The following is a 25,596-nucleotide window of genomic DNA, read 5'->3' as shown; positions in this document are numbered from 1 at the left end:
ACCTTCCGTGGGGGGGAATCGGACCGCTGGTGGGTCGCCGCCCCGCACGGAAAGGTTGCCGCCAAATCCCGCCTACTTGGCGCAGGTTGCCGGGTCCAGCTTCTCCTCCACCTTGTCCTCACGGCCGTCTGGCTGGCCGTTGGGCAGGAGCTTGTCGGAGACGCCGTCGATGTAGTAGCCGTGCGAGTAGATCGTGTTGTAGCCCCGGTCGCGCCAGCTGTGCACCGTCTTCATGTTGTCCCTGCTGCTGGGCTCCTTGTTCCACTGGTAGTCCTCGACGTAGAAGATCGGATTCACCCGCACCACGCGCTGGTACGGCGTCCACGTCACGGAGACCTGCGTGCACGGCGGGATGGTCTTCTCGCTGCGGCGCTCGAACTTGGACTCCTTCTCCCAGCCCCACTCATACGTGAAACTGCCGCCCGCGGTGCCCGAGAAGATGCTCTTGGCGGCGGAGAGGCTGATCGAGGCGCCGACGCTCTTCTTGGCGAACGTCTTGGTGCTGTAGCTGCTGACGAAGGTCTCCTTGTCGTCCTTCGATCCGTGGTTGCCGATCCACGGCGAGGTGCGGACCGGCTCGCCCTTGATGGACCAGGTCGAGGCCTGCGCGTTGCCGCACCAGCCGCGGAAGGTCTCCCAGGGTCCGACGGGCTCCCAGAGCGGGAACACGTCGTCCAGGTACTCGTCCCGGGTCTTGAACTCGCCGGTGTCGACGTTGAGGGCGCCGTAGACGCCCGTCAGGCTTGCCTCCTGAGCGCAGAGGCGCTCGATCATCAGGTCGGTGTCGCCGGGGTCGGTGCCCCGGATGTTCGTCGCGCCGCCCGGCCCGCTGCCGGCCGCCTGGGCGGAACCGGTGCCGGCCAGCAGACCGGTACAGGCGAGTGCGGTGGAGGCCGCGATCAGGGCGCTCTTCTTGAGAGTCGATATGCGCTTGAGTCGCATGGGGGGTGGCTCACTCCTGTTGCTGTGCGCAGATGCGTAGGGGCACCTGTCTGACAGGCCAGGAAGATTGCAGAGAACTCACGAGTAGGTTCGAAAGTGTGTGAGGAGTGACAGGACATTGACAGGAAGCCGCCTGTCCTTGTCGCTCTTTGCCCGATTACGTGAGCAACTCCGCCAACCCGTCCGCGAATTGGACGATCCAGTCCAGCCGTGGCCCCCCACGGGCGACACGGAACCCGTGCCGGCGCCCGTGGAACGCGGCCTGGACCGCATGGAACTGCCCCCAGCGCCGCACGCGTTCGCGATCGAGCTCCGCCGCCTCGGCGAAGACGTCCAGGGCGCGGTGGACCGCCTTGCCGAGATCGTCCGCCTCCAGGAAGGCCAGGGCACGCGACTTGAGCAGGGTGCCGCCGTCGTAGGCGGGGTCCCCCACATGCCCCTTGGGGTCCACGGCCAGCCACGGTTCACGGTCGGCGCGCAGGATGTTCCGGGCGTGCAGATCGCCGTGGATCAGGGTGTCCGGCTGAACCCGGCCCAGCTCGCGCACGGTCGCCACGGCGGCGTCCAGCACCCGGTCCGGCAGCGCGTGCGTCAGCTCTACGGCGTCCCGGCGCAGCTCCTCCTCCCAGACGCCGGCCCGCTCCCGCAGCCGGGGCAGGGACAGTCCGGGCGGCGCGGGAACGGCCAGCCGACGGTTGAGCCGCCCGGCGACGGTCAGGATCTCGTCCTCGTCACCGGCGTTCAGCTCGGCCAGGGTGGACGTCCGGGCCCGCTCCAGCAGCATCGCGAACCGCTCGTCGTCCCGCTCGTACAGCAGGACGGCGCCCCGCCCCCGCCAGGCCATGAACGCGTCGGGCTCATGGACGTTGCCGGGATGCGGGAACGACACCTTCATCACGGCCGGCTCGGCCCCCTCGCTCCGCCTCCGCACCGGGACGATGACCCCGACGCCCCCGTGCATGACCTCGCCGTCCGGCACGCACTCCCAGCGCTCCAGCAACCCGTCCACGATGCCGGGCAGCTCGGCGAGCCAGGCCGCGCCGGTCTCCCCTTCGCGCTCGACGGTGGTCCGCACGAACGTCTCTGGTACCGCGATCATCCGGGCACCCTACGGGCCGGCCTCACACCCTCACCACCAGACGTTGAGGCGTGCGGAGACGGCGGCCGAGCGGTCAGAGGGCCACGACCATGTGAACGGGTCGCTGACGCTGCTGTGGCAGCGGGTCGTTCATCCCCGTACGCGACAGCAAGGTCCCGGACGGAGGCGTGCTCGTATTCGGGACGGCCTCGTGAGAGTCCTTCCTGACCCAGGTCAAACGCGAAGTGCAGTGACCAAGTGATGGACGAGAACCCGACACTGATCTGCCACACGGAGTTCCAACCAACACCACGGAATCCGCCGCACGAACTCCATAGGCTCAAACGGAAGCGATTACGCTCTTTCCTGCAGAAGGTGACATGACCGCAGCCGACGTGATCCACTCCACCCGCCAACGCCTCGGCCGCGTCGGCATATACCTCGACACCCGCCTCGGCGGTCCCCTGCCGCCTGCGGAGGTCCAGCGGCAGATGCTGGCCAGGATCGAAGAGTTGGGCTACGGCTCGGCGTGGACGAACGAGGCCATCGGCGGCAAGGACGTCTTCGCGCAGCTCGGCATCTGGCTCGCGGCGACCGAGCGCTTTGTGGTCGGTTCCGGCATCGCCAACATGTGGGCACGACCCGGGCGAACCATGCACGGCGCCGCAGCCGTGCTGGCCGACGGCTATCCCGGGCGTTTCGTGCTCGGCATCGGCACTGGCAAAGCGGATCAGGCGGCCGCAGTCGGCCTGCGTTACGACCGGCCGCTGGCTCAACTGCGCAGCTACCTCGACCAGATGGAGGCTCCGCCCTTGACCATCGCACCGCCTCCGGACGCGCAGTACCCCCGGCTACTGGCGGCGGTGGGGCCGAAGATGCTCGCGCTGGCCGGCGAGCGTGCCGACGGCGCGCTGCCCGCGGCGGTACCGCCCGAACAGATCGCCGCCGCCAGGGAGACCCTCGGTCCGGACAAGCTCCTGATCCAGATGCTCGCGACCGTGCCCGACACCGATCGGCAGCGTGCGCGGGAGATCGCCCGCACGATCGTGCGGGCCATCATCAAACGCGCCGAATCACAGTACGTGCACAGTCTCGGCCGACTGGGCTTCACCGAGGAAGAGGTCACAGGCCTGGACGACCGGGTGCTCGATGCTTTGGCCGTCTACGGCGACGAGACCGTGATCGCCAAGCGCGTCAACGCATATCTCGACGCCGGCGCCGACCATGTCGTGATCTCGGCACCGGCCCCCGACCTGGTGGCCGTGACGGACCATTACGCGCGCCTGGCCCCGGCCGTGTTGGCATCCTGATCGGCTCCGGGATCTGGCGCTGTCCCCGTCGGACTCGCCGGCGTTCATCAGGGACGTACAGGAGGAGCACAGATCATGAAGCACACCCCCGACCTCAGCAATGCCATCTGGCGAAAGTCGAGCTACAGCGACGGGGGAGCCAACAACTGCGTCGAGGTCGCCGACGGCTGCCCCGGCGTGGTCCCCGTCCGCGACAGCAAGACCTCGGCGGCCCGCCCGCTGGTCTTCTCGGCGTTGTCTTGGTCGGCGTTCGTGGACGACGTCAAGGGCGAGGTGGGTGTGAACACCATCGGGTGAATCAGGCGGGAAACCGGGACGAGAAGGCGCGCGGTCCGGACACGGTGGCGTCATGGCAGAGATCATGACCACAGACCGCCTTGGCGGCTCGGCAGCTCGGTGCCCGCTGAACGACGAGGAACTCGATCAAGGGTCGGACGTACTGACCAAACCGTACGCCCTGGCCGGCGTGAAGATCCGTCCCCAGGGGCTGCTGTCTCCGGCGGAGCCGGTGCGCGGACAGTCCGCGCGGGGACGGTGAGCGCGGCTATGGTCGTAGACACGGCGCGTCGAAGGAGGACATCGATCATGGCTGCCCACGCTGCGGAACCCGATGCGGTCGTCCCTCCCATGCCCGAGCGGACCCCGAAGGCTTTGCGTCAGGCGATCGCCGAGCACGTTCCCTTGCTTCTCCCTGATTTCGACGCCCACTGGAAGTGGGCGATCGCTGACGCGTATGACCTTGGCCCCGTGCCTGCGTTCATGGCCCGCTGGTGGTGCGAGTACGCGATCGCCCGTGATCCGAAGCTCGATGCTCATGTGACCGAGCTCCAGCACCGTGCAGCAGAGGCAACCGACATCGCTGAGGCCAAAGCTCTGATCGACGAGGTGGCGAAGATTCGCTACGGCATGCGGAAGCTGGAGCCCGGCGAGTGACCGATGAGTTCATGGGGCCGCCTTGGCAGATGGACTGGCGGCTCGATGCCCTCGTGGGCCGTGATGCGCTGCCCGAGCATGTGCTGAAGATGGTCGACGAGGCTCGCGCCGAGCTGGTCACCGCGAAGGACCCGTATTTCCGGGGGATCGACGCCGATGGCGATCTCCCAACGGGCATGTGCGTCGAGCCAGTGCGGTCCAGCGATCCGAAGGGGCCGCGCATCATGTACTTCGACAACGGCAACGGCTGGCTGGTGTACAGCTTCGATCGGCGCTCCGAGGATCCACAGATCCTGGTGTTTGAGATCTTCTGGCAGGGTACGGACCCGCCTGCACCGTCTCCGGCGGTGCAGTAGGCGCCCCCCCCGGCAGCTCTAGCACTCCAGCGGGATCACTCCAGCGGGATTCGGATGCCCGAGTTCCTCTGTGCGGGACACGGCGAGGGGTGCTTCCCCGACGGAAGATTTACGGCGCCGATTCCGGTGGCGGAGTCGGCGCGCCCGGTAGTCGCAGGGTCGCGATGGTTCCGCCACCTTTCGCTCGCGTCAACGTGACCTCGCCGCCCGCCTGTTGGATCGTGCGGGCCACGATGGACAAACCCAGGCCCGAGCCGGGGAGGGCCCTCGCGCTGGGGGAGCGCCAGAAGCGGTCGAAGACGTAGGGGAGTTCCTCGGTGGGGATGCCGGGGCCGTGGTCGCGGACCGTCAGGACGCCCTTGCTCAGGTGAACCTCGATCGTGCCCGCCTCGGGGCTGAACTTGACCGCGTTGTCGAGGATGTTGACGATCGCCCGCTCCAGCGCTGAGGGCTCCGCGCGGACGTACCAGGGCTCTAGGTCGGCCATGATCGTCAGCTCGGGCCCGCGCAGGCGGGCGCGGCGCAGGGCCGATTCCACCGCGTCCTGGAAGGAGACCACCTGGACCCGCTCGCCCCGCTGCCCCTCCGAGCGGGACAGCTCCTGCAAGTCGCCTATGAGGGACGCCAGTTCCGTCATCTGTGCCTTCACGGACGCCATCAGGGCTTTGCGGTCCTCAGGCGGGATCGGGCGGCCCGTCTCCTCGCTGCGGGTGAGGAGTTCGATGTTGGTGCGGAGGGAGGTCAGGGGCGTACGGAGCTCGTGACCGGCGTCGGCGATGAGTTGCTGTTGGAGGTCGCGGGAGCTGGCCAGAGCCGATGTCATCGAGTTGAAGGAGCGGGAGAGGCGGGCGACCTCGTCCTCGCTGTCGTCGCCGACCGGGATACGGATGCCCAAGTCCTTGGTGCGGGCGACGTGTTCGACGGCTTCGGTGAGCTTGTCGACGGGGCGCAGGCCTGCGCGGGCGACTGCGAGGCCGGCGGCTCCGGCGCCGAGGACTCCGACACCGGAGACGAGGAGCAGGATCAGGGCGAGGTCGTTCAGGGTGGACTGGGTGCTCTTGAGAGGGACCGCGACGAGGAGAGCCGTGTCGGGGTACAACGCCGGCTCGCTGCCGAGGCCCTGGCTGACGACCAGGGGCACGGTGAGGATGCGTACTTTGTTGCCATCCTCGTCGGTGCCGTTGCGGAAGATGCCCCCACGGCTGCTCGCGTTCTTGATGACGTCCTTGTCGTCATCGGTGACCTTGATCTTGCCTTCGGAGTTCGAGGACACGCAGGCCGTGCCGTCCGACTTGACCAGCTGAAGGTAGAAGCTGCTCCGGGCTCGCCAGTCGCTGATGTCATCCTGCGGACTCTCGGGGCACGTGCGGAGCGCCAGCTGGACATCGGAGTACGGCTGAGGCCTTTGTACGGCCTGCTCCAAGTCGCCGTCGAGCTGCTCGTACAGCTTCCCCTGCACAATGAACCAGCACGTCACCGCCACCGCCGCCACCGCGAACGCCACCGCCGCCGCCACCAGCAGCGCGAGCCTCGACCTGATCGGCAGCGACCGGAAACGGCGTACGACCTTCTTCACTCCGCGCCGCCCTGTCGGAGGACATACCCGACACCACGCACCGTGTGCACGAGCCGCGGCTCGCCGCCCGCCTCGGTCTTGCGGCGCAAGTACATGACATACACATCCAGCGAGTTCGACGACGGCTCGAAGTCGAAGCCCCACACCGCCTTCAGGATCTGCTCACGGGTGAGCACCTGACGCGGGTGGGCCATGAACATCTCCAGCAGCGTGAACTCCGTGCGGGTCAGCTCCACCGCGCGCCCGCCCCGCGTCACCTCCCGCGTCGCCAGATCCATCCGCAGGTCGGCGAAGGTCAGCGCCTCGTCGTCCATGGCGCCGGCTCCGGCCGCCGCCGCGTACGAGCTGCGGCGCAGCAGCGCGCGGACGCGGGCGAAGAGCTCGTCGAGTTCGAAGGGCTTGACCAGGTAGTCGTCGGCGCCCGCGTCGAGCCCGGTGACCCGGTCGCCGACCGTGTCGCGGGCCGTCAGCATCAGGATCGGGGTCGTGTCGCCCGCGCCGCGGATCCGGCGCGCGGCGGTCAGACCGTCCATGCGCGGCATCTGGATGTCGAGCACGACCAGGTCGGGCTTGTACGCCGTCGCCTTCTCCAGCGCGTCCGCGCCGTCCACGGCCACCTCCGTGTCGTACCCCTCGAAGGCGAGGCTGCGCTGGAGTGCTTCGCGCACCGCCGGCTCGTCGTCGACGATCAGGATGCGCTGGGTGTCACGGTCGCCTTCGGCGGGGCTCATGGGCTCGGGTTCCTCGGATGCGGTGGGACGACAGGGGACGGAAGGTGCTGAACGCCCTCAGCCTCGCATGTCTCCCGGCGGACGCGGTATGAGACGGGGGCGGTGGGGATCAGCCACGCACCGGCTGTGTGTCAGCCACGCACGGTACGGCGGCGGGCGCGGGCGCGTGCGGCGGCCGTACGGCGGGCCGTCGGGGTGGTGGCGACCGGGGCGACCTCGGGGGCCCGGGCCGCCGGCGCGTGCAGTTCGTACGCCACCTCGATGGCCAGGGCGAACCTGGCCGGGCCGGTGCCGGTCACCGTGTGCGAAACCTGCTTGATCATGACGTACTCCCTACGGGCTCAGAACGGGCTCAGAACGGGGTCGGAGCCGGCTCGGAACTGGCTCATCGGAACTGGCTCAGTTGTCGGACCCGCCGGCCCGCAGCGTGTTGAGGTCGGCCTTGACGGTGTTGATCGGGATGGCGAAGCCGAGGCCCTGGCTGCCCGCTTCGGCGGAGCTCGACGCGGACGAGTACATCGCGGAGTTGATGCCGATGATGTTGCCGTTCATGTCGATCAGCGCGCCGCCGGAGTTGCCGGGGTTCAGCGAGGCGTCCGTCTGGAGCGCCTTGTACGTCGTCGTGGACGAGCCGGTGTCGCCGTTGAACTGCTGGCCGCCGAACTCGAACGGCCAACCGCCGCCGCCCTGCTGCTGTTGCTGCTGCTGGCCCTCGTCCGTCGAGACGGTCACATCGCGGTCCAGGGCCGAGACGATGCCGCTGGTGACGGTGCCGCTCAGGCCCTCGGGCGAGCCGATCGCCACGACCTCGTCGCCGACCTGCACACCGGTGGAGTCGCCGAGGGTGGCCGCCTTCATGCCGGAGGCGTTCTCCAGCTTGATCAGGGCGAGGTCCTTCTTGCTGTCGGTGCCGACGACCTTCGCGGTGTACGTCTTGCCCTCACTGGTCGTCACCTTGATCGACGAGGCGCCGGAGACGACGTGGTTGTTGGTGATGATCTCGCCGTCGCTGGTGATGATCACGCCGGAGCCGGTGGACTCGCCGGCGTTCGAGGTGGCGTTGATCTCGACGATGCTCGGGCTGACCGCCTTGGCGACCCCGGCGACCGTGCCCCTGGCGGCGGACGGCACCACGTCGGTGCTGGTGCTGCCGGAGGAGGCGACGGTGTCGGAGCCGGTCAGCTCCTGGATGCCGTACGCGGTACCGCCGCCGATGGCCGCGGCGACGATCGCCACGGCGGCCAGCAGGGCGACGGGACCACGGGCGCGCTTCTTGGGGGCGTGGGCGTGGGCGTGGGCCGCGGGCGGCTGCGCCGGCGGGGGCGGCCACTCGGGGTTCACAGGGCTCACAGGAGAGGAGTCGTGCTGCTGGGGGTACGGGTTCTGCTGGTCACCCTGGTAAGGGTTCTCGTACTCGCCGCTGCGGCGGATGCTCTCGGTCATGTCACTGAGCTTGTCGCCCGACCATGAGAGGCCCCTGAGTGCTCCCTGAGAAGCCCGACAGAACGTCGTATGCCCGATGTAAGCAAGATTCCCGAGTCGCCGCGTAACCGCCGGAGGCTACACGCACCCGCAGGACTGCCGCACCACCAGCCGCGACGGGAACTGCTTCAGCCGCTCCCGCCGCGCCCCCGCCACCCGCAGCCCGTCGTCGAGGACGAGGTCCACGGCCGCCCGGGCCATGGCCGGCCGGTCCGACGCGACCGTGGTGAGGGGCGGGTCGGCCAGGGCCGCTTCCTTGATGTCGTCGAAGCCCGCCACCGCGAGCTCGCCCGGCACGTCGATGCGCAGCTCGCGCGCGGCGCGCAGCAGGCCGATCGCCTGGTCGTCGGTGGAGCAGAAGATCGCGGGCGGGCGGTTCGGCCCGGCCAGGATCTTCAGGGCCGCCTGGTAGGCGTCGTAGCGGTTGTACAGCGCCTCGAAGAGCCGGCCCTCCGTGGAGATCCCGGCCTCGGCCATCGCGCGCCGCCAGCCCTCGACGTGGTCGGAGACCGGGTCGCCGACCACGGGCGTCTCCGCTATGCCGCCCATACAGGCGACGTACTCGTAGCCGTGCTCCAGCAGATGGCGTACGGCGAGCTGGGCGCCGCCCAGGTCGTCCGTGACGACGGCGACGTCGTCGATGGCCTCCGGCCGCTCGTGCAGCAGCACCACGCGGGCGTCCCAGGCCTCGATCTCGGCGGCGGCGAGGTCGTTCATGGCGTGGCTGACCAGGATCAGCCCGGAGACGCGCATCCCCAGGAAGGCCCGCAGATAGTGGACCTCGCGCTCGCCGATGTAGTCGGAGTTGCCGACGAGCACCATTTTTCCGCGCTCGGACGCCGCCTGTTCGACGGCGTGCGCCATCTCCCCGAAGAAGGGCTGGCGCGCGTCCGGCACGATCAGGCCCAGGAGATCCGTGCGCCGGGACGCCATCGCCTGCGCGACCCGGTCGGGCCGGTAGCCCAGCTCCTTGATGGCGGCGAGGACACGCTCGCGCGTGGCCGGGGCAACCGGCCGGGGTCCGTTGTTGATGACATAGCTGACGACGGCGGTGGACGTACCCGCCAGCCGCGCCACATCATCCCTGGTTACCTTGGCCACGCGCGGAGTCTACGCGGATGGACCCGCTCTGGGCAGGGCGTGAAGCACCCCACCTGCGCCGGAAGGACCCCGCGTGTGCGGGAGCGACGCTGGGGCCTGTCCGGCGGATCATGCCGCAGACGCGGGGTCCGGCACGCCCATCTGCGGCGTTGTCGTCGGTCCCCGACGCTCCGCGTCGACTCCCTCCTCCGCCTTGCAGCTGGACGCACCAGACCCCGCTCACCTGCGCTTATTGGCGCCGCTGCTTTCCTGCGACCTGATCCGCCGGACAGGCCCCAGAGCGGGCTTCCGTCATGCCTCGGCCGCGATCTCCGCGCTGTCCAGAGCGGCCGCCTCGTCCGCATCCTCCGGCTTTGCCTGGCTTGCCTTGGCCTTCGCCTCGTCCACGCCGCGGTCGCCCTTCTCCGGCGTAACGAATCGATAACCGACGTTCCGGACGGTCCCGATCAGCGACTCGTGTTCGGGTCCGAGCTTGGCGCGCAGCCGTCGTACGTGCACGTCGACCGTTCGGGTGCCGCCGAAGTAGTCGTACCCCCAGACCTCCTGGAGGAGCTGCGCGCGGGTGAAGACGCGGCCCGGGTGCTGGGCGAGGTACTTCAGGAGCTCGAACTCCTTGAAGGTGAGGTCGAGGACCCGGCCCTTGAGCTTGGCGGAGTAGGTCGCCTCGTCGACCGACAGGTCGCCGTTGCGGATCTCCATGGGGGAGTCGTCGTTGACGATCTGCTGGCGGCCCATGGCCAGGCGCAGGCGCGCCTCGACCTCCGCCGGTCCGGCGGTGTCCAGCAGGACGTCGTCGATGCCCCAGTCGGCGGTGACGGCGGCGAGCCCGCCCTCCGTCACGACGAGGATGAGAGGACAGCCGGGCCCGGTGGACCGCAGCAGCTGGCACAGGCTGCGGACCTGCGGCAGGTCACGGCGCCCGTCGATCAGAATGGCGTCGGCACCCGGGGTGTCGACGAGGGCAGGCCCTTCCGCCGGGGCTACGCGCACGTTGTGCAGCAGCAGACCGAGTGCGGGAAGCACCTCCGTGGACGGCTGGAGAGCGTTGGTCAGGAGCAGCAGAGAACTCATACGTCGTGTTCCTCCTCGGTCCCTGCGAGGACGTTTGCGGCCATGCTCTGCGATCCCGGGGCCCCGTACACCTGCGGTTTCCCGCGTCGTATACAACGCTTCCGAAAGCACAAAAGGACTCGGGGGCTACGCTGCCCGAGTCCTCTGCCCAGCAGAATAGCCCACATGAGCACTACTCCGGCAGGTCATGTGGCCCGATCCACCATTCGTCCGCACTCTGAGACGAGCAGAAGTACCCCTATACGGACGTTTCTGCACACCACCGATGGTGTGACGATCGATTCCGTATACGACCCGGGGGACGTCGTATACGACGCCTCGCGGCCACCTGCCCGTGACCTGGTGTTCGTGATCGCGCACGGCTTCACCGGCGATGTGGACCGGCCACACGTGCGACGGGTGGTGCGGGCCTTCACCCCGTACGGAGCCGTCGTCTCGTTCTCCTTCCGGGGCCACGGCGCCTCCGGCGGGCGGTCGACGGTCGGCGACCGGGAGGTGCTGGACCTGGCCGCGGCGGTGCGATGGGCCCGCTCGCACGGCCACGCGCGCGTGGTCACCGTCGGCTTCTCCATGGGCGGCTCGGTGGTGCTGCGGCACGCGGCGCTGTACGGGGCGCGGCATGGGGGGCGCACGGAAGCGCGCGGGGAGGTGCGTACGGAGGTGCGTACGGAGGTGCGTACGGAAGCCCATATGGAAGCTCATACGGATGCGGTGGTCTCCGTGAGTGCGCCGGCCCGTTGGTATTACCGGGGTACGGCCCCCATGCGGCGGCTCCACTGGCTGGTGACCCGCCCCGAGGGGCGCCTGGTCGGCCGCTACGGCTTCCGTACGCGGATCCACCACCGGGACTGGGACCCGGTCCCGCTGTCTCCCGTGGAGGCGGTGCCGAGGATCGCCCCGACACCCCTGCTGATCGTGCACGGCGAACTGGACGGCTACTTCCCGGTCGACCACCCGCGCATGCTGGCCGATGCCGCCGGTGACCACGGGGAACTCTGGCTGGAGCCCGGCATGGGCCACGCCGAGCACGCGGCCGACGACGGGCTGCTGGCGCGGATCGGGGACTGGGCTGTCGGACAGTCCGGCTAGCCTGGCGGTGTACACCACCGACTGATTGAGGATCGGATGCCAAAGGTCACGGTGCGCTACTGGGCCGCCGCGAAGGCCGCGGCCGGGATCGCCGAGGAGCCGTTCGACGCGGACACGCTCGCCGAGGCGCTCGACGGGGTGCGCGGGCGACACCCCGGTGAACTGGTCCGTGTCCTGCGGCGATGCTCGTTCCTCGTCGACGGTGACCCCGTGGGCACCCGCGGACATGAGACGGTACGGCTGGCCGACGGCGGCACGGTCGAGGTGCTCCCGCCGTTCGCAGGAGGGTGACGATGACCGACCAGCCGTACGAGGGGCAGTACGAGGGGCAGTACCCGCAGGGGTACGACCCGTATCAGCAGCAGGGCCACCAGGCCCAGCAGGGCCAGGCGTGGCCCGGGTACCAGGCGTACGAGGACCCGCAGGCCGCTCAGCAGTACACGCAGCAGTGGCAGGGGCAGACCTGGGAGACGCAGACGCATGCGCACGTGCCTGCGGCGGAAACGGCGTATGTGCCGCAACAGCAGGGGTACGAGCCCGCCCACACGGCGCCCGGCGCTGCAGGCCTTGCCCACCCGTCCCGCCCCAGCGGGACGACTGCCCAAGGCGGTGCCAGTAGCGAAGAGGCCCCCGACTACGGTCCCGCCACCGTCGCCGGCAACGCCCGCATCACCGACGCCCAGCGCGCCCGGCTCGAAGGCCGTTCCCCGATCATCGAACCCGGCATGCAGCCGGCCGCGCTCACCGCGCTTCTAGGCCTGCTCCTCGCCGGTACGGCGGCCATCGGGTCGTACGCCCTCCTCGTACCGCTCGTCGTCCTCCAGGCCGTCACGGCCGCGGGCTGGTTCCGGCTGAACGGCATGTGGCCCGCCCGGCAGGGCATCGCCCTGGCCTTCGCGGGCGGGCTCACCGCCGACGCGGTGCTGCTGGTGGCGGGCCGCGAGCACGGGCCCGCCGCGATCCTCGGCACGCTGGGCGTGTGGGTGCTGCTCGCCCTCGTCTCGCAATTGCGCTCGCACGCCGACCCGGACGAGCGGATGTACGGCCTCATGGCGACGGTCGCCTCGGCGGCCCTGACCATCGTCGCGGCCGGCCACCTCGCGGCCGAGGCGGACGCGGTCACGGTCGGCGCGGTGGCGGTGGGGGTCGCCGTCCTGGCCCGCGCGCTGCCCCTGCCGACCCCGGCCTCCGTGATCGTCTCCCTGCTCGCCGCGGCGGGCGCGGGGATCGCGGTCGGCGGGATGACGGGGGTGGGGGCCGAGGGGGCGCTGCTCGGGGCGGGAGCGGCGGTGTGCGCGCTGATCGGCCACCGGGTGGCGAGCTACGACTACCCGTCCAGGTTCGTCCACTTCACGGCGGGCGTGGCGTTGCCGCTGGCCGCGGCGGCGCCGGCGGTTTATGTGCTGGGGCGGGCGCTGGGCTGAGGGGGTCTGGGGGCGAAGCCCCCAGAGGGTCACCTCTACTGCCGCCGCCTCTTGCCGTCCAGCTCGTCCCACCACTCGTCCGACTTCGGGTCACCGGACGGGTCGTCCCACCAGCGGTCTTCGGGGCCGCGCCGATTCGCGACCATCGCGGCCAGGGGCGGGATGACCATGGCGACCACGCACATGCCGACGGCCACGGGAATCGACCAGAGGCGTACGACACCCCAGGCCAGGACGAAGAGGCCGATGCAGGTCCCCATCATGGCGAAGTAGCGATGACGCCGCCGTGCGTACATGAGTCCAGCGTAGGTCCGGGCACGCCGAAGGGCCGCACCCCAGGTCCAACCCGGGAGTGCGGCCCTTCAGGCGTTCGAGGCGTACCTCAGACCGCGATCGCGACCTCGGCCAGGCCGCCCTGCTGGGCGACGACCGTGCGGTCGGCGGTGGCGCCGGGTACGAGGGCGCGGACGGTCCAGGTGCCCTCGGCCGCGTAGAAGCGGAACTGTCCGGTGGCGGAGGTCGGGACCTCCGCGGTGAACTCGCCGGTCGAGTCCAGCAGGCGGACGTAGCCGACCACCGGCTCGCCGTCCTTGGTCACCTGACCCTGGATCGTGGTCTCACCGGGCTTGATCGTCGAGGCGTCCGGGCCGCCGGCCTTCGCTCCACACATGTCGTCTCCTGAAGAGGTCTTGAAAGGTCGGTCGGGTTTGCTTACTTGTTGGCGCCGAGCTCGATCGGCACGCCGACGAGGGAGCCGTACTCGGTCCAGGAGCCGTCGTAGTTCTTGACGTTCTCGACACCGAGCAGCTCGTGCAGGACGAACCAGGTCAGGGCCGAGCGCTCACCGATGCGGCAGTAGGCGATGGTGTCCTTCGCCAGGTCCACCTGCTCCTCGGCGTAGAGCTCCTTGAGCTCCTCGTCCGACTTGAACGTGCCGTCGTCGTTGGCGTTCTTCGACCACGGGATGTTGCGGGCGGACGGGACGTGACCCGGACGCTGCGACTGCTCCTGCGGGAGGTGGGCCGGGGCGAGCAGCTTGCCGGAGAACTCGTCGGGCGAGCGGACGTCGACGAGGTTCTGCGAACCGATGGCCGCCACGACGTCGTCGCGGAAGGCGCGGATCGACTTGTTCTGCGGCTTGGCCTTGTAGTCGGTGGCGGCCCGCTCCGGGACCTCCTCGACCAGCTCGCGGGCGTCCAGCTCCCACTTCTTGCGGCCGCCGTCGAGGAGCTTGACGTTCTCGTGGCCGTACAGCTTGAAGTACCAGTAGGCGTACGACGCGAACCAGTTGTTGTTGCCGCCGTAGAGGATCACCAGCGTGTCGTTGGCGATGCCCTTCGCCGACAGGAGCTTCTCGAAGCCCTCCTGGTCGATGAAGTCACGACGGACCGGGTCCTGGAGGTCCTGGGTCCAGTCGATGCGGATCGCGTTGCGGATGTGGTTCTTCTCGTAGGCGGACGTGTCTTCGTCCACCTCGACGATGGCGATGCTCGGGTTGTCGAGGTTGGCCTCGACCCAGTCGGCATCGACCAGGACGTCGCTGCGGCTCATGCTCTTTCTCCTCCGGGGCAGTTGCGGCGGGGCGTGCGAGTGAGGGGGCGCGCGGGCAGGCCGTGAGCGGCGCACGCGCGCGGATGCCCTGGACAGGGCGGTGGGGGATGCGGGAGTCGGTGCTCCCGCTCAGAAGGTGCGACAGAGCATGGCGGCGACGCGGCACAGGTCTACTGCCCGCCGCTTCGTGAGATCCGCCTGTCGCTTCATGGGCTCGATCGTAGGGACGGACGGGTATGCGTGTCACCGGCGTGTCGGATTATGAGATGCCATCGTCCAGGATGTGGGACGAGAAACGCGCCCGGGCCGTTGTCGTACGGTCCCGGGCGCATGTAGCCGTCGTCACATCTACGGTACGGACGTCGGCGTCTCGCCTTTCGGACACCGTTCGTCCACCGAACGTTCGAACCTCGTCCTACCCGGCCAGCTCGACGTTCGAACCCTTCACCGTGATCTCCACCCCGCTCTTCGCCGCCTGCACCTTGTCCAGCTGGATGCCGCCCGGCAGACCGTCGATCTTCTGCTCGAAGTCGGTGATCGCCCGGACCCGGCCCTCGGCGAGGTCGACACCGGCGAACGAGGGCAGGTTGTCCGCGTGCACCTTCACGGTGTCGCCCTGGGCGGTGACCGTGCTGAGCACCTGGACCGGCTCCGGCAGCTTGTTGCCGAGCACCGTCGCCTCGACCTCGACCTTGATCTTGCCGTTGCCTCCGTCGGAGAGGCCGACCACGTTGGCGGTGACGCCGGGGGCGACCTGGGTGGGCTCGGACTTGGCGGTCTTGAGCAGCTCGTCGTAGGTGATGGAGGCGGTGCCGGTGGCGGTGGCCGCCGTGGCGGAGCTGTAGTCGCCGGAGAACGCGACGCCCTTCATGGTGGCGTTCAGGTCGTCGATACGGATCTTCTGGCCGCCGGTGCCCGTGTCCGCCTCGTAGTCCTGGATGCCGACCTCGACGTCGTCCAGCTCGCCGCCCGCGACCTGGGTGAGGAAGGGGAAGCCCTTGATGGAGACGTCCGGGGTGGCGGCCAGGCTCTCGGTGGTCTTCAACCTGTCGGCCACCTCGCCCTCCGCGAAGTTGACCGCGACGCGGTCGGCGATCACGAAGAGACCGCCGAGTATCACGACGACGATCAGCAGTATGCGCAGCGCTCGCATGCGGTGTTCCCCCAAGTGGGCTTCTTCGAAGGCGGCAGTCGAGCCACGGTAACTCTGCGGAGGGGGCTGGGCCTCAGATTGTCGATCTTCTGTGACAGGAGGTGGATACGGCAGGGCCGGAGGCGGGACCGCCCACATCATGAGCGGTGCTCCTTCCGCTGGTGCTGGCGCAGCAGGACGTTCGCGTCTGTCTCCGCGCTGCGGTCGAAGACCGCCCGGGCGGCCTCACGCCGCCCCGCCAGCTCCGCGCACACCGCGCAGCCGGGGAGGGGCAGCGGCGGGCGGCACAGGTCGTCGGGGTCCGGGGGCACGCTGGCGCCGACCGTACGGGTGCGCGTGTTCGCCGCCCGCAGTTCAGCGCGTAGTCGCTCCTGCGGGGTGGCGGGACGCAGTGTGGCCGGGTCCGCCTGCCATTCCCGGCCACCGCCGATGGGGCGTAGCAGCGCGTACGGGCCTGACTTGTCCTGGTACTCGCCGACCTTGCTCGTCGTCGGGTCGTAGAGGAGGGAGCCGGGTTCGAGGGGGTCCGACTGCGTTGTCATCGTGTGCCGCTCCTTTTCTGCGAACGCCCGTACGCAGCGCGAGCGTTGGACTACGCTGCGTGTTCGGGTGCCAAGAGCATGGCGCACGAAAAGGGTCTTTGGGCTGTTGAGAGGCCCAACTTCAACGCTGAGCCCTCCAAATTCAACAAATTCAACAGGAGCGCGATGCCGCAACGATCTATGGTCACGGGACGGAGCCAGGAGCCAAGGGAGCGATTCACCGAGGAGCTACGGCGGCTGAGGAAAGAGCGGAGCCTGAGCCTGCGGGAGCTCGCGAAGGAGGTGGGCTGGGACTCGTCCCAGTTCAGCAAGATGGAGAGCGGGCGGACGCTGGGCGGGCCCGAGGTCGTACAGGCGCTGGACCAGTTCTACGGGACGCCGGGATTTCTGGTGACCCTCTGGGAGCTGGCGCTGCTGGACCCGACGCAGTTCAAGGAGCAGTACCGGCGGTACATGATTCTGGAGTCGGAGGCGGTGAACCTCTGGCACTACGCGGTGAGCACTGTGCACGGCCTGCTTCAGACGGACGGGTACGCGCGTGAGCTACTGGCTCTGGGCGGCGCCAAGGGAGCGGAACTGGACCAGCAGGTCGAGGCGCGCACCAACCGACGGACAGTGCTGGAGGTGGACGAAGCGCCACCGCTCCGCGCCATTCTGGCGGAGGCGGTGCTGCGCACTCCCCTGCGTGACGCGCAGGAGTGGCGCGAGCAACTGGAGTACCTGCTGGAGATGTCGGAGCGGCCCAACATCACGATCCAGGTACTGCCGCAGAGCTGCGGTCTGCACGGGCTGGTGAGTAGTGACGTGATGTTCCTGCGGCTGCTGGACGGGCGGACAGTGGCGTACGTGGAGCACGCGTACCGCGGTGAACTGATCGAGGAAAACGGCTCAGTTGAGCAGTTGCAACGTGCGTACGATGCGGTGCGCGACGCGGCGCTGTCCCCGGCCGAGTCACGCGAGTTCATCCTGCGGATGTTGGAGGGAATACCGTGCGAGTCATCGACCTGACCGACGCGACGTGGCGCAAGAGCAGCTACAGCAACCCGGACGGCGGCGCATGCGTCGAGGTCGCCGACAACCTGCCCTCCGTCGTCCCCGTCCGCGACAGCAAGGCCCCCGCCAAGGGCACCCTCGTCTTCAACACGGCGGCCTGGGGCTACTTCGTCGGCGCTGTGAAGGCCCTGTAGACCTCAGTACACCAGCGCCTGCGTCTCGTCCCCCAGCGCCTCCTGGACGAACACCTGCGCCCCAGCGATCCGCACGCCCTCGATCACGTCCTTCTCCGTGATCTCGCGGCGGGCCGCGCACTGCGTGCACAGGGTGACGCCGCCGCCCGCCAGGATCGAGTCCAGGAGGTCGGGCAGCGGGGCGGCGTGCGGGAGCTCGAATTCCGCGGCGCGGCCCGGCAGCGCGAACCACGCGGACTCGCCGGTCAGCCAGAGGGAGACGTCGACGCCGCTGGCCACCGCCACCGCCGCCACCGTGAACGCCTGGGAGCAGCGTTCGGGGGCATCGGCCCCCGCCGTCACCTTGATCACGAGCTTCTTCGCCATGCTCGAATCGTAATCAACGCCCTTACAACTCCGTGCTTCGGCCGAGAGTCACCTGTGACGCGCGTACACGGAGTGCGCGCTTCACGTTCTGTGGGGGGACGTCTTGGAAGTACTCCCGGTTGCGCCTCGGCCGCGCCGCCGCGGGCGCACCGCGCTGCTGGTCGCCGGTGCCGTCGTCCTCGGGCTCGTCGCCGGTACCTGCGCCGGCTATCTCGTCCAGGCCGACCGCGAGCCGACGAAGCTGCCTTCGCTGTCCCAGCCGACGCTTCCGCAGGCCAAGGGCGAGGGGCCAGAGCCGCTGTCCGCCGCCCGGGACCGCCGGGTGAAGACCGACGGCGACCTGCGCAAGCTGCTGCTGAAGAAGCCGGCCGGTGCGAAGGACGCCGAGTGGCTGGCCGGTGCGGACGGCTGGATGGACCAGGCCGAGTACGCCGACAACTACGAGGACCCGGCCGAGATCTTCGGCAACCTCATCGGCGACGAGTTCCGCCGGGCGGCCGTCACCGGATGGGAGACCGACGAATCCACCGTGGAGATCCGGCTGATCCAGTTCCGCCAGGAGGAGGCCGTCGCGGCCGCCGACTCCGTGGACAGCGGCCAGTACTGGGCGGACTCCGAAGACTCCACCGAGAGCTGGTCGATCCCCGGCACCGGCAACGGCACGGCGTACACCCACACCGACCCCGAGATCGAGGCCGGCTACCTGCCGCTGTACAGCGCGGAGGCGCACGCCCGACGTGGGGACATCGCCGTGGAGATCTGGGTCTACGACAGCAAGCCGATCAGCAAGAAGAGGATCATGGACCTGGCCGAGCGGCAGATGGAGCGGCTGTGACCGAGAACCAGAACGAGCCGGTCGCGACCCACGCCCTCCGCCGCCGTATCGCCACGATCACCGGCTCCCTGCTGCTGGCCGCGGCCGTCACCGCAGGCGTCGGCTACACCGTCGTCACCGTGAACGACGCCGACCGGGACGCCGGCGCCCCCGTCTGGAAGTTCCCCAAGACCACGGCCGAGGACGCGAAGGCGACGGCCGCCAAGGGGCTCGCCGGCCTGCTCGTGCCGTACGGGACGGACGGCTGGACCCGGGGCCCGGATCTCGCCGAGTTCGGTTCCGACGCCCAGCTCAGCGGCGCCCAGGCGACCGCCCTGCGCAAGGAGGCGCTGAGCGATCTGCCCCGTACCCAGCGCCGTCAGCTGGAGAAGGAGATCGACCGGCAGCGCGTCACCGGCATGGCGATGCGCAGCTACTTCAACGCCGACCCCAGCAGTCTCAGCGAGAACGAGGGCATCTACACCGTCAGCATCACGCTGGCGCAGATGGAGTCCCGGGCGGCCGTCAAGGACATCGCCACGTTCCAGAAGGAATTCCTCGACGCCCTGGACATCCTCCGCAAGGGCCCGGAGATCAAGGGCCACAAGAACGCCGAGTGCTTCCTGCCGCCCAAGGGCGCCGACACGGACCTCGACACCATGTTCTGCTCCGCGTACCAGGGAGACGTCCTGATCACCGCCACCGCGGACGGCGTCGAACCACTCGACACCAAGGGGGTCGCGATGCTGCTGAGCGAGCAGCTCGACCGCATAGCCGAGCCCGGGGAGGCGGTATGAGCGAGCAGCAGCAGGACACCCAGCCGACCGCGACCGAGCCGGAGATCATCACGCCGCAGATCACCACCCCCGTGGTCGTCGAACAGCCGCAGACCCTCCTGCCCCCGCCCCCGGAGGCCCCGCCGCTCCCGCCCACGCCCCCGAAGGACCGCCGCGTCCTGCGCGCCGCACTGCGCTGGACCGCCGCTGTCGTCGTCTTCGCGGCGGTCGGGGCGGCGACGGCGTACGGGATCACGCGGATGGAGCGGACGGACGTACCGGGACTCGCGACGGAGTCGGACGGGCGCTGGGACTACCCGGCGCTGACCAGGCCGCCGCTGCCCTCCGGCAGCCCGGAGCCCTTCGCCGAGACGAACAAGGCCGGCGCCCACTACGCCGACCTGCGCGCCCTCGTCCTGCCGGCGCCCGAGGGGGCCACGCAGGACAAGCGGCTGCGCGGCTCGGACGGCTGGCTGGCGACGAAGGAGTTCCTGGCGGAGTACGCATCGGAGGAGCGCGCGGAGTTCCGGCAGGAGCTCGTCGACAACGGTCTGCGGCACATCGCGGCCCGCGGCTGGAGAACCGAGGACGGCACGCACACGCGGATCTATCTCCTCCACTTCGACACCGCTGCCGTCGTGGACGAGGTGTTCTCCACCGACATCGCGCCGTACAGCAGCCCGGGCCGGGTGGTGCGCGGCGCCGGTGCCTCCGTCTTCGACGAGGACTTCCCGGAGCCGGCCCGGATCGACGACGTCCAGCGCTCGGTGTACACGGAGTCCAAGCCGTACGGCGCCGAGCACGTCCGGCAGGCGTACCTGGCCGCCGGGGACGTCCTCGGTGTGATCATCCAGTCCCGGAAAGGCACCGCGCCGGCCGTTCCGTTCCAGCAGACGGTGACCCTGCAGAGCCAGCTGCTCGGGTGAGCCGCGTAAGCTGGGGCCCGGCCTTTGTACCGCCACCCTGCTCAATCAAGGAGCACTCCCGTGCTTGAGGTTTTCTTCGAAGCCCTGCTGGTCCTCGTCTGCGTCGGCGTGCTCGGCTTCGCCTGGCTGACCGTGAAGAAGCTGTACCAGGGCCAGCGCTGACCGCCGTAGTAGGACGCTGACCCCCGTCTAGGAACTGTTGCTCATGATCGAGATCCCGTCCGACCTCCACAAGGAGCTCGTCCCCCTCGCCTTCCTGCTCGGCAACTGGGCGGGCGCGGGTGTGCACGACTTCCCCGGTGCCGAGAAGTGCAACTTCGGGCAGGAGGTCACCTTCGCCCACGACGGCCGGGACTTCCTGGAGTACCGCTCCCACACCTGGGTGCTGGACAACGACGGCAACAAGGTCAGGCCGCTGGAGTCCGAGTCCGGCTACTGGCGGATCGACGCCGACCGCAAGGTCGAGGTGACGATGGTCCGCGACGACGGCGTGGTCGAGGTCTGGTACGGCGAGCTGGCCTCCAAGAAGCCGCAGATCGACCTGGTCACGGACGCGGTGGCGCGTACGGGGGCCTCCCGCCCGTACACCGGCGGCAAGCGCCTGTACGGCTACGTCAAGAGCGACCTGATGTGGGTCGGCGAGAAGCAGACCCCCGAGGTCGAGCTGCGCCCCTACATGTCGGCGCACCTGAAGAAGGTCGTCACCCCGGAGGACGTCGAGCGCTGGGCCAAGGCCCTGCCGGACGACATGCCGGACGACGGGATCGCGTTCTTCAAGTAGGCCGTCTTCGGTTGAGCCGTCTTCGAGCGCCTTCTTCGGCTAAGCCTTCGCATCCAGTGGTCATAGACTCTCCAGTGTGGTGAGCACCGACTGGAAGACTGATCTGCGACAGCGCGGCTACCGGCTGACCCCGCAGCGGCAACTTGTGCTCGAAGCCGTCGAGACCCTTGAGCACGCGACCCCCGACGACATCCTCGTGGAAGTGAGGAAGACGGCGTCGGGGGTCAACATTTCCACGGTCTACCGGACCCTTGAGCTCCTGGAGGAGCTCGGGCTGGTCAGCCACGCCCATCTGGGGCACGGCGCGCCGACGTACCACCTCGCGGACCGGCACCACCACATCCACCTCGTCTGCCGTGACTGCACGAACGTCATCGAGGCGGATCTGAGCGTGGCCGCCGAGTTCACCGCCAAGCTCCGGGCGGAGTTCGGCTTCGACACGGACATGAAGCACTTCGCGATCTTCGGGCGGTGCAAGGACTGTTCTGCGAAGAGTTCAACAGTGAACCCCTCAACTGTGAAGCCTTCAACGTGAAGCCTTCAACCAAGACTTCAACTACCGAGTCGTAGGCTTAGTCATATGAAAAGCCCCCTGCTGTCTCTGCCTGGCGCCGTCCCCGCCGAGGGCGTGGACGAAGGCGTCGCCGCCCACTACGGCGAGTTGTTCCGCGAACAGCGCGCCCTCGCCGACGGGAGCGGTTTCGTCGACCTCTCGCACCGCGGGGTCGTCACCGTCTCCGGCGAGGACCGGCTGAGCTGGCTGCACCTGCTGCTCACCCAGCACGTCAGCGAACTGCCGACGGGGCAGGCCACCGAGGCGCTGATCCTCTCCCCGCACGGCCACATCGAGCACGCCCTGTACCTGGTGGACGACGGCTCGACGGTCTGGGCGCACGTGGAGCCCGGCACCCAGGAGGCGCTGGTCGCGTACCTGGAGTCGATGAAGTTCTTCAACCGCGTCGAAGTCGCCGACCGGACGGACGAGTTCGCGGTCGTGCACCTGCCGGCCGGTTCGATCGCCGAGGTGCCGGAAGGCGTCGTCGTCCGCGAGACGCCGTACGGCCGTGATCTCTTCCTCCCCCGCGCGGAACTGGAGTCGTACGCCGAGAAGGCGGGCCCCGCGGCCGGGATCCTGGCGTACGAGGCCCTCCGCGTCGAACACCACCGCCCGCGCCTCGGCTTCGAGACCGACCACCGCACCATCCCGCACGAGCTGGGCTGGATCGGCACGGCGGTCCACCTCCAGAAGGGCTGCTACCGCGGCCAGGAGACGGTCGCCCGCGTGCAGAACCTCGGCAAGCCGCCGCGCCGCCTGGTCTTCCTCCACCTCGACGGCAGCGAGGTCCACCTGCCGACCGCCGGCACCGAGATCCGCCTCGCGGACGAGGGCCCCGACGGCCGCAAGATCGGCTTCATCACCACGTCCGCACGGCACCACGAGCTCGGCCCGGTCGCGCTCGCGCTGGTCAAGCGGAACGTGCCGGTGGACGCGAGGCTCCTGGCCGGAGAGACAGCGGCCGCGCAGGAAGTGGTCGTCGGGCCGTAGTCGTGCGAGCTTTCTAGATCTCCAGCAGTACGGTGAACGGGCCGTCGTTCGTCAGAGACACCCGCATCTGGGCGCCGAACCGGCCCGTCGCCACCGTCGCGCCCAGCGCGCGCAGTCGGGCGACCACCTCGTCCACGAGCGGCTCGGCGACATCGCCGGGGGCGGCCGCGTTCCAGGTGGGGCGGCGGCCCTTGCGGGCGTCGCCGTAGAGGGTGAACTGGCTGATGACGAGGAGGGGCGCGTCGATGTCGCTGCACGACTTCTCGTCGGCCAGCATGCGGACCGACCAGAGCTTGCGGGCGAGTTGGGCCGCCTTCTCCTTGGTGTCCTCATGGGTGACCCCGACGAGGACGCACAGCCCCTCGCCCTCGATCGCCCCCACCGTCTCGCCGTCCACGACGACGCTCGCGCCGTCCACCCTCTGCACCACTGCACGCATGCGGACCATCATGCCGTGCGGAGGAGAAGCGCCCGTAAGGGGATTCTTTTTTATTCCTTACCCCCCCATCTGGGGCGGATCGGGGGCACTCGTTCACATAGCGGCCACTTGGGGTGGCACCATGCTTCCACACGCCGGTCGAGGGGACGGTTGAGGCACATGAGCACACCGAGTACCGGGCGGCTGGGCACCCAGCGGCCACCCGTGCAGAGAACGGACAGCCCCGTGCTGCCCGCGGACCCGCCCGAGCACGACCTCGCCGTGCTGAGCCTGCCCGAGCTGCGCGTGCTGCGCCGGGACGCCCAGCGCGACGAGGCCGACCTGAGTTATGTACGGCGGCTGCTGCAGGGCCGTATCGACATCCTGCGGGCCGAGCTCGCGCGGCGGTGCCCGACGTCGGTCATGCCCACGGGCGAGCCGTCCGTGGTGGAGCGGCTGCCGGAGATCCTGACGGACGCCCCGGCCCGGCAGCGCTCCTCGGCCCGCCATGTGACGCTGGGCGTCCCGCAGAGCGAGGAGTCCCGGCGGCTGGCGGCGGACATGCTCGCCGAGGTCGAGCTGTCGGACCTGGGCGCGCGGACGGACCTGGAGCTGAACACCGCGATGGGGCGGCTCGTGCGGTACGAGCAGCAACTGTCCCGGCGCCGGCAACGGCTGCAGCGCACGGCCGACGACTGCAGCGCGGAGATCGCCCGCCGTTACCGTGAGGGGGAGGCACAAGTCGACGACCTGCTCACGTGAGGCACACGCTCCATGCCCTTCATACCTGCCACTGCCACTGCCCCTGTTCTCGCCGAGGTCGTCCGGTCCGGTTTCGTCGAGGGACGGCACCGGGGCAGTCTGGTCCTGCTGGACGCGGACGGGGCCGTGGAGCTGGCGCTCGGTGACGTGAGCGTGCCGGTCTTCCCGCGCTCCTCCAACAAGCCGATGCAGGCGGCGGGCGTGCTGCGGGCGGGCCTGGACCTGTCGGGGGAACGACTGGCCCTGGCCGCCGCGAGCCACTCCGGGGAGTCCTTCCACCGCGACCTCGTCCAGAAGATGCTGGACGAGCACGGGCTGAGTGAGGCACTGCTCCAGTGCCCGCCGGATCTGCCGCTGGACGCGCACGAACGGGAGACGTATCTGGCGTCGGGCGCGGTGCGCTCCCGCGTGACCATGAACTGCTCCGGCAAGCACACGGCGATGCTGGCCGCGTGCGCGCTGCGGGACTGGCCGCTGGAGACGTATCTGGCGGCTGAGCATCCGTTGCAGCAGCTTGTCCACAGGGTTGTGGAGGAGGCGGCGGGCGAGCGGGTGGCCGCGGTCGGCACGGACGGCTGCGGCGCGCCCCTGATGGCGATCAGCCTGACGGGCCTGGCCCGCGCCTACCGCACCTTCGTCCTCGCCGACCCCGGCTCCGCCGAACGCCGGGTGGCCGACGCGATGCGCGCCCACCCCGAGTACGTCGCCGGCACCCGCCGCCATGACACGTGGCTGATGCGCGAGGTCCCCGGCACGCTGTCGAAGATGGGCGCGGAGGCGGTCCAGGCGGTGGCCCTGCCGGACGGACGGGCGCTGGCGTTCAAGGTGGAGGACGGGGGAGGGCGGGCGTTGGGGCCGGTGTTGGGGCGGGCGCTGCGGCTTGCGGGCGTGGACGCGGAGGTGGTGGGGCGGATCGCGGCGGCGCCGTTGATGGGCGGGGGCCGGGAGGTGGGGGAGGTGCGGGCGGCGTTCTGAGGGTGTGGGTGTGGGTGCGGGTGCGGTGGCGCTCGGCCCGGGCCCGGGAAGAACGAGCGGGCGCCGGCCTGGCGGCCGACGCCCTGCTGCGTACGTCCGGGCGACCTTGGTGCCCGGACATGCTCTGAGACTCCTTCCCGTTGGCGACAGTGCTGATGCTGCTCTGCATCCGTAGCGAGCTGTTCAGTTGTGGCTGTGCCTTGAGTTATGGCTGTGCGTTGAGTTGTGGCTGTTCAGTTGTGGCTGTGCATTCGGTTGTGGCTGTGCAGATATCCGTAGCGAGCTGTTCGGTTGTGGCTGTGCTGTCCTGCTTCTCACCGACGATGTTCAGTTGTGGCTGTGCGGACCGACCGGGCTCCCGGCTCCCCTCCGGAAGGGAGCCCGGTCAGCCGGACTGGGCGAGCAGCATTACGAGGATGACCGCTCCGACGCCGCCGATCGTGGCGTTCCTGGCCTTGACGCCGACGGTCAGCGCGACGAGGCCGATGATGCCCATCGCGCCGAACTTCCACTGAACGAACTGTTCGAAGGTGACGGCGAGGGCGGCTAGGGCGATGGCGATGAGCGGCACGGCGGTCCCCCCTTCGGGACGGTGGTCCCTGCGGGTCGCCCAGCTGGCCAACCTTGCGAAAGTTTGACCACGTTGCTCAAGTTGGCGACCAACTTCACTGTACTTATCTCCACTTGGAAGCGTCTCATAACCACC

At 69.4% G+C, this 25,596-nt stretch carries 34 protein-coding genes; 18 read left to right on the top strand and 16 right to left on the bottom strand.

All coding sequences use genetic code 11. From position 1 onward, the window contains the following. Window positions 1–72: 72 nt before the first annotated feature. Together Q4V64_RS24055 and Q4V64_RS24050 are read right to left on the bottom strand one after the other, a co-directional pair. Window positions 73–942 (bottom strand): hypothetical protein, encoded by an 870-nt coding sequence (locus Q4V64_RS24055; protein WP_124441069.1) that lies wholly within the window; start codon window positions 940–942, stop codon window positions 73–75. Window positions 943–1,099: 157 nt separating this feature from the next. Beyond that, complete coding sequence (locus Q4V64_RS24050; RefSeq protein ID WP_124441070.1) at window positions 1,100–2,041, bottom strand: aminoglycoside phosphotransferase family protein; 942 nt, start codon at window positions 2,039–2,041, stop codon at window positions 1,100–1,102. Between the two features lie 359 nt (window positions 2,042–2,400). On the opposite strand from Q4V64_RS24050, the gene Q4V64_RS24045 reads away from it, so the two are divergent. The 5 genes from Q4V64_RS24045 to Q4V64_RS24025 all read left to right on the top strand — a co-directional run bounded on the left by Q4V64_RS24045 (window position 2,401) and on the right by Q4V64_RS24025 (window position 4,619). Next, window positions 2,401–3,330 carry a TIGR03620 family F420-dependent LLM class oxidoreductase gene (locus tag Q4V64_RS24045; RefSeq protein ID WP_216377628.1) on the top strand — a complete coding sequence of 310 codons (930 nt, stop codon included), beginning with the start codon at window positions 2,401–2,403 and terminating at the stop codon, window positions 3,328–3,330. Between the two features lie 75 nt (window positions 3,331–3,405). Next, complete coding sequence (locus Q4V64_RS24040) at window positions 3,406–3,627, top strand: DUF397 domain-containing protein (protein ID WP_124441071.1); 222 nt, start codon at window positions 3,406–3,408, stop codon at window positions 3,625–3,627. A 52-nt stretch (window positions 3,628–3,679) separates the two neighbouring features. Continuing rightward, window positions 3,680–3,868, top strand: coding sequence for a hypothetical protein (locus Q4V64_RS24035; RefSeq protein WP_124441072.1), 189 nt, complete (start codon window positions 3,680–3,682; stop codon window positions 3,866–3,868). Between the two features lie 47 nt (window positions 3,869–3,915). Then, on the top strand, window positions 3,916–4,263 hold the full coding sequence (locus Q4V64_RS24030; RefSeq protein WP_124441073.1) for a DUF6247 family protein: 348 nt from the start codon (window positions 3,916–3,918) through the stop codon (window positions 4,261–4,263). Then, entirely contained in the window at window positions 4,260–4,619 is a 360-nt protein-coding gene (locus tag Q4V64_RS24025) for a hypothetical protein (protein WP_124441074.1), read from the top strand. The genes Q4V64_RS24030 and Q4V64_RS24025 overlap by 4 nt, the downstream gene beginning before the upstream one ends. 109 nt (window positions 4,620–4,728) lie before the next feature. Here the strand turns inward: Q4V64_RS24025 and Q4V64_RS24020 are convergent, their stop codons facing one another. The 6 genes from Q4V64_RS24020 to Q4V64_RS23995 all read right to left on the bottom strand — a co-directional run bounded on the left by Q4V64_RS24020 (window position 4,729) and on the right by Q4V64_RS23995 (window position 10,580). Next, window positions 4,729–6,195 carry a HAMP domain-containing sensor histidine kinase gene (locus Q4V64_RS24020; RefSeq protein WP_124441075.1) on the bottom strand — a complete coding sequence of 489 codons (1,467 nt, stop codon included), beginning with the start codon at window positions 6,193–6,195 and terminating at the stop codon, window positions 4,729–4,731. Further along, entirely contained in the window at window positions 6,192–6,926 is a 735-nt protein-coding gene (locus Q4V64_RS24015) for a response regulator transcription factor (RefSeq protein ID WP_124441076.1), read from the bottom strand. Before Q4V64_RS24015 ends, Q4V64_RS24020 begins: the two co-directional genes overlap by 4 nt. A gap of 131 nt (window positions 6,927–7,057) precedes the next feature. After that, entirely contained in the window at window positions 7,058–7,249 is a 192-nt protein-coding gene (locus tag Q4V64_RS24010) for a hypothetical protein (protein WP_124441077.1), read from the bottom strand. Between the two features lie 76 nt (window positions 7,250–7,325). Continuing rightward, window positions 7,326–8,369 (bottom strand): trypsin-like peptidase domain-containing protein, encoded by a 1,044-nt coding sequence (locus Q4V64_RS24005; protein WP_124441078.1) that lies wholly within the window; start codon window positions 8,367–8,369, stop codon window positions 7,326–7,328. Between the two features lie 117 nt (window positions 8,370–8,486). After that, a complete protein-coding gene (locus Q4V64_RS24000) occupies window positions 8,487–9,509 on the bottom strand; it encodes a LacI family DNA-binding transcriptional regulator (protein ID WP_124441079.1) in 1,023 nt (340 codons plus the stop codon). A 291-nt stretch (window positions 9,510–9,800) separates the two neighbouring features. Continuing rightward, window positions 9,801–10,580 (bottom strand): response regulator transcription factor, encoded by a 780-nt coding sequence (locus Q4V64_RS23995; RefSeq protein WP_124441081.1) that lies wholly within the window; start codon window positions 10,578–10,580, stop codon window positions 9,801–9,803. A 165-nt stretch (window positions 10,581–10,745) separates the two neighbouring features. Between Q4V64_RS23995 and Q4V64_RS23990 the strand changes: the two genes are divergently transcribed. Genes Q4V64_RS23990 through Q4V64_RS23980 form a run of 3 tightly spaced genes read left to right on the top strand, consistent with a single transcriptional unit; the run spans window position 10,746 to window position 13,093 of the window. Continuing rightward, window positions 10,746–11,669 (top strand): alpha/beta hydrolase, encoded by a 924-nt coding sequence (locus tag Q4V64_RS23990; RefSeq protein ID WP_124441082.1) that lies wholly within the window; start codon window positions 10,746–10,748, stop codon window positions 11,667–11,669. A gap of 36 nt (window positions 11,670–11,705) precedes the next feature. After that, a complete protein-coding gene (locus Q4V64_RS23985) occupies window positions 11,706–11,960 on the top strand; it encodes a MoaD/ThiS family protein (RefSeq protein ID WP_124441083.1) in 255 nt (84 codons plus the stop codon). Between the two features lie 2 nt (window positions 11,961–11,962). Next, on the top strand, window positions 11,963–13,093 hold the full coding sequence (locus Q4V64_RS23980; protein ID WP_124441084.1) for a hypothetical protein: 1,131 nt from the start codon (window positions 11,963–11,965) through the stop codon (window positions 13,091–13,093). 35 nt (window positions 13,094–13,128) lie between these two features. Here the strand turns inward: Q4V64_RS23980 and Q4V64_RS23975 are convergent, their stop codons facing one another. The 5 genes from Q4V64_RS23975 to Q4V64_RS23955 form a co-directional block, all read right to left on the bottom strand. Beyond that, window positions 13,129–13,389 carry a DUF3099 domain-containing protein gene (locus tag Q4V64_RS23975; protein WP_124441085.1) on the bottom strand — a complete coding sequence of 87 codons (261 nt, stop codon included), beginning with the start codon at window positions 13,387–13,389 and terminating at the stop codon, window positions 13,129–13,131. Between the two features lie 86 nt (window positions 13,390–13,475). After that, window positions 13,476–13,763 carry a DUF1416 domain-containing protein gene (locus Q4V64_RS23970; protein ID WP_003991226.1) on the bottom strand — a complete coding sequence of 96 codons (288 nt, stop codon included), beginning with the start codon at window positions 13,761–13,763 and terminating at the stop codon, window positions 13,476–13,478. Between the two features lie 41 nt (window positions 13,764–13,804). Next, window positions 13,805–14,644 (bottom strand): sulfurtransferase, encoded by an 840-nt coding sequence (locus tag Q4V64_RS23965; RefSeq protein WP_124441086.1) that lies wholly within the window; start codon window positions 14,642–14,644, stop codon window positions 13,805–13,807. A 415-nt stretch (window positions 14,645–15,059) separates the two neighbouring features. After that, window positions 15,060–15,797, bottom strand: coding sequence for a DUF2993 domain-containing protein (locus Q4V64_RS23960; RefSeq protein ID WP_124441087.1), 738 nt, complete (start codon window positions 15,795–15,797; stop codon window positions 15,060–15,062). 137 nt (window positions 15,798–15,934) lie between these two features. After that, window positions 15,935–16,339 carry a hypothetical protein gene (locus Q4V64_RS23955; protein WP_124441088.1) on the bottom strand — a complete coding sequence of 135 codons (405 nt, stop codon included), beginning with the start codon at window positions 16,337–16,339 and terminating at the stop codon, window positions 15,935–15,937. Window positions 16,340–16,504: 165 nt separating this feature from the next. Here Q4V64_RS23955 and Q4V64_RS23950 point away from each other — a divergent pair, with 165 nt between their 5' ends. Then, a complete protein-coding gene (locus Q4V64_RS23950; RefSeq protein ID WP_124441089.1) occupies window positions 16,505–17,347 on the top strand; it encodes a helix-turn-helix transcriptional regulator in 843 nt (280 codons plus the stop codon). Continuing rightward, a complete protein-coding gene (locus Q4V64_RS23945) occupies window positions 17,329–17,526 on the top strand; it encodes a DUF397 domain-containing protein (RefSeq protein ID WP_124441090.1) in 198 nt (65 codons plus the stop codon). Before Q4V64_RS23950 ends, Q4V64_RS23945 begins: the two co-directional genes overlap by 19 nt. A gap of 3 nt (window positions 17,527–17,529) precedes the next feature. Here Q4V64_RS23945 and Q4V64_RS23940 read toward each other — a convergent pair whose 3' ends face one another. Continuing rightward, complete coding sequence (locus tag Q4V64_RS23940) at window positions 17,530–17,892, bottom strand: DsrE family protein (RefSeq protein ID WP_124441091.1); 363 nt, start codon at window positions 17,890–17,892, stop codon at window positions 17,530–17,532. Window positions 17,893–17,995: 103 nt separating this feature from the next. On the opposite strand from Q4V64_RS23940, the gene Q4V64_RS23935 reads away from it, so the two are divergent. From Q4V64_RS23935 to Q4V64_RS23910, 6 genes are all read left to right on the top strand, one after another. Next, window positions 17,996–18,727, top strand: coding sequence for a hypothetical protein (locus Q4V64_RS23935; RefSeq protein WP_172629268.1), 732 nt, complete (start codon window positions 17,996–17,998; stop codon window positions 18,725–18,727). Beyond that, window positions 18,724–19,503 (top strand): hypothetical protein, encoded by a 780-nt coding sequence (locus tag Q4V64_RS23930; RefSeq protein WP_124441093.1) that lies wholly within the window; start codon window positions 18,724–18,726, stop codon window positions 19,501–19,503. The genes Q4V64_RS23935 and Q4V64_RS23930 overlap by 4 nt, the downstream gene beginning before the upstream one ends. After that, window positions 19,500–20,408 carry a hypothetical protein gene (locus tag Q4V64_RS23925; protein WP_124441094.1) on the top strand — a complete coding sequence of 303 codons (909 nt, stop codon included), beginning with the start codon at window positions 19,500–19,502 and terminating at the stop codon, window positions 20,406–20,408. Before Q4V64_RS23930 ends, Q4V64_RS23925 begins: the two co-directional genes overlap by 4 nt. A gap of 205 nt (window positions 20,409–20,613) precedes the next feature. Beyond that, window positions 20,614–21,189, top strand: a complete 576-nt coding sequence (locus Q4V64_RS23920; protein WP_124441096.1) for an FABP family protein — start codon at window positions 20,614–20,616, stop codon at window positions 21,187–21,189. 76 nt (window positions 21,190–21,265) lie between these two features. Next, complete coding sequence (locus Q4V64_RS23915; RefSeq protein WP_124441097.1) at window positions 21,266–21,724, top strand: Fur family transcriptional regulator; 459 nt, start codon at window positions 21,266–21,268, stop codon at window positions 21,722–21,724. Between the two features lie 45 nt (window positions 21,725–21,769). Then, window positions 21,770–22,735, top strand: a complete 966-nt coding sequence (locus tag Q4V64_RS23910) for a folate-binding protein YgfZ (protein WP_124441098.1) — start codon at window positions 21,770–21,772, stop codon at window positions 22,733–22,735. A 13-nt stretch (window positions 22,736–22,748) separates the two neighbouring features. Here the strand turns inward: Q4V64_RS23910 and dtd are convergent, their stop codons facing one another. Further along, complete coding sequence (gene dtd / locus Q4V64_RS23905) at window positions 22,749–23,174, bottom strand: D-aminoacyl-tRNA deacylase (RefSeq protein WP_124441099.1); 426 nt, start codon at window positions 23,172–23,174, stop codon at window positions 22,749–22,751. A 159-nt stretch (window positions 23,175–23,333) separates the two neighbouring features. Between dtd and Q4V64_RS23900 the strand changes: the two genes are divergently transcribed. Together Q4V64_RS23900 and Q4V64_RS23895 are read left to right on the top strand one after the other, a co-directional pair. Further along, entirely contained in the window at window positions 23,334–23,915 is a 582-nt protein-coding gene (locus tag Q4V64_RS23900) for an aerial mycelium formation protein (protein ID WP_124441100.1), read from the top strand. Window positions 23,916–23,927: 12 nt separating this feature from the next. Continuing rightward, window positions 23,928–24,890, top strand: a complete 963-nt coding sequence (locus Q4V64_RS23895) for an asparaginase (protein ID WP_124441101.1) — start codon at window positions 23,928–23,930, stop codon at window positions 24,888–24,890. Window positions 24,891–25,275: 385 nt separating this feature from the next. Here the strand turns inward: Q4V64_RS23895 and Q4V64_RS23890 are convergent, their stop codons facing one another. Next, window positions 25,276–25,461 (bottom strand): hypothetical protein, encoded by a 186-nt coding sequence (locus Q4V64_RS23890; RefSeq protein ID WP_124441102.1) that lies wholly within the window; start codon window positions 25,459–25,461, stop codon window positions 25,276–25,278. Window positions 25,462–25,596 lie beyond the last annotated feature (135 nt).

The sequence above is a fragment of the Streptomyces sp. NL15-2K genome (assembly GCF_030551255.1).
GTDB lineage: Bacteria > Actinomycetota > Actinomycetes > Streptomycetales > Streptomycetaceae > Streptomyces.
Note: the sequence above shows the minus strand (reverse complement) of the source record. Positions and strands in the feature narration are given on the sequence as shown.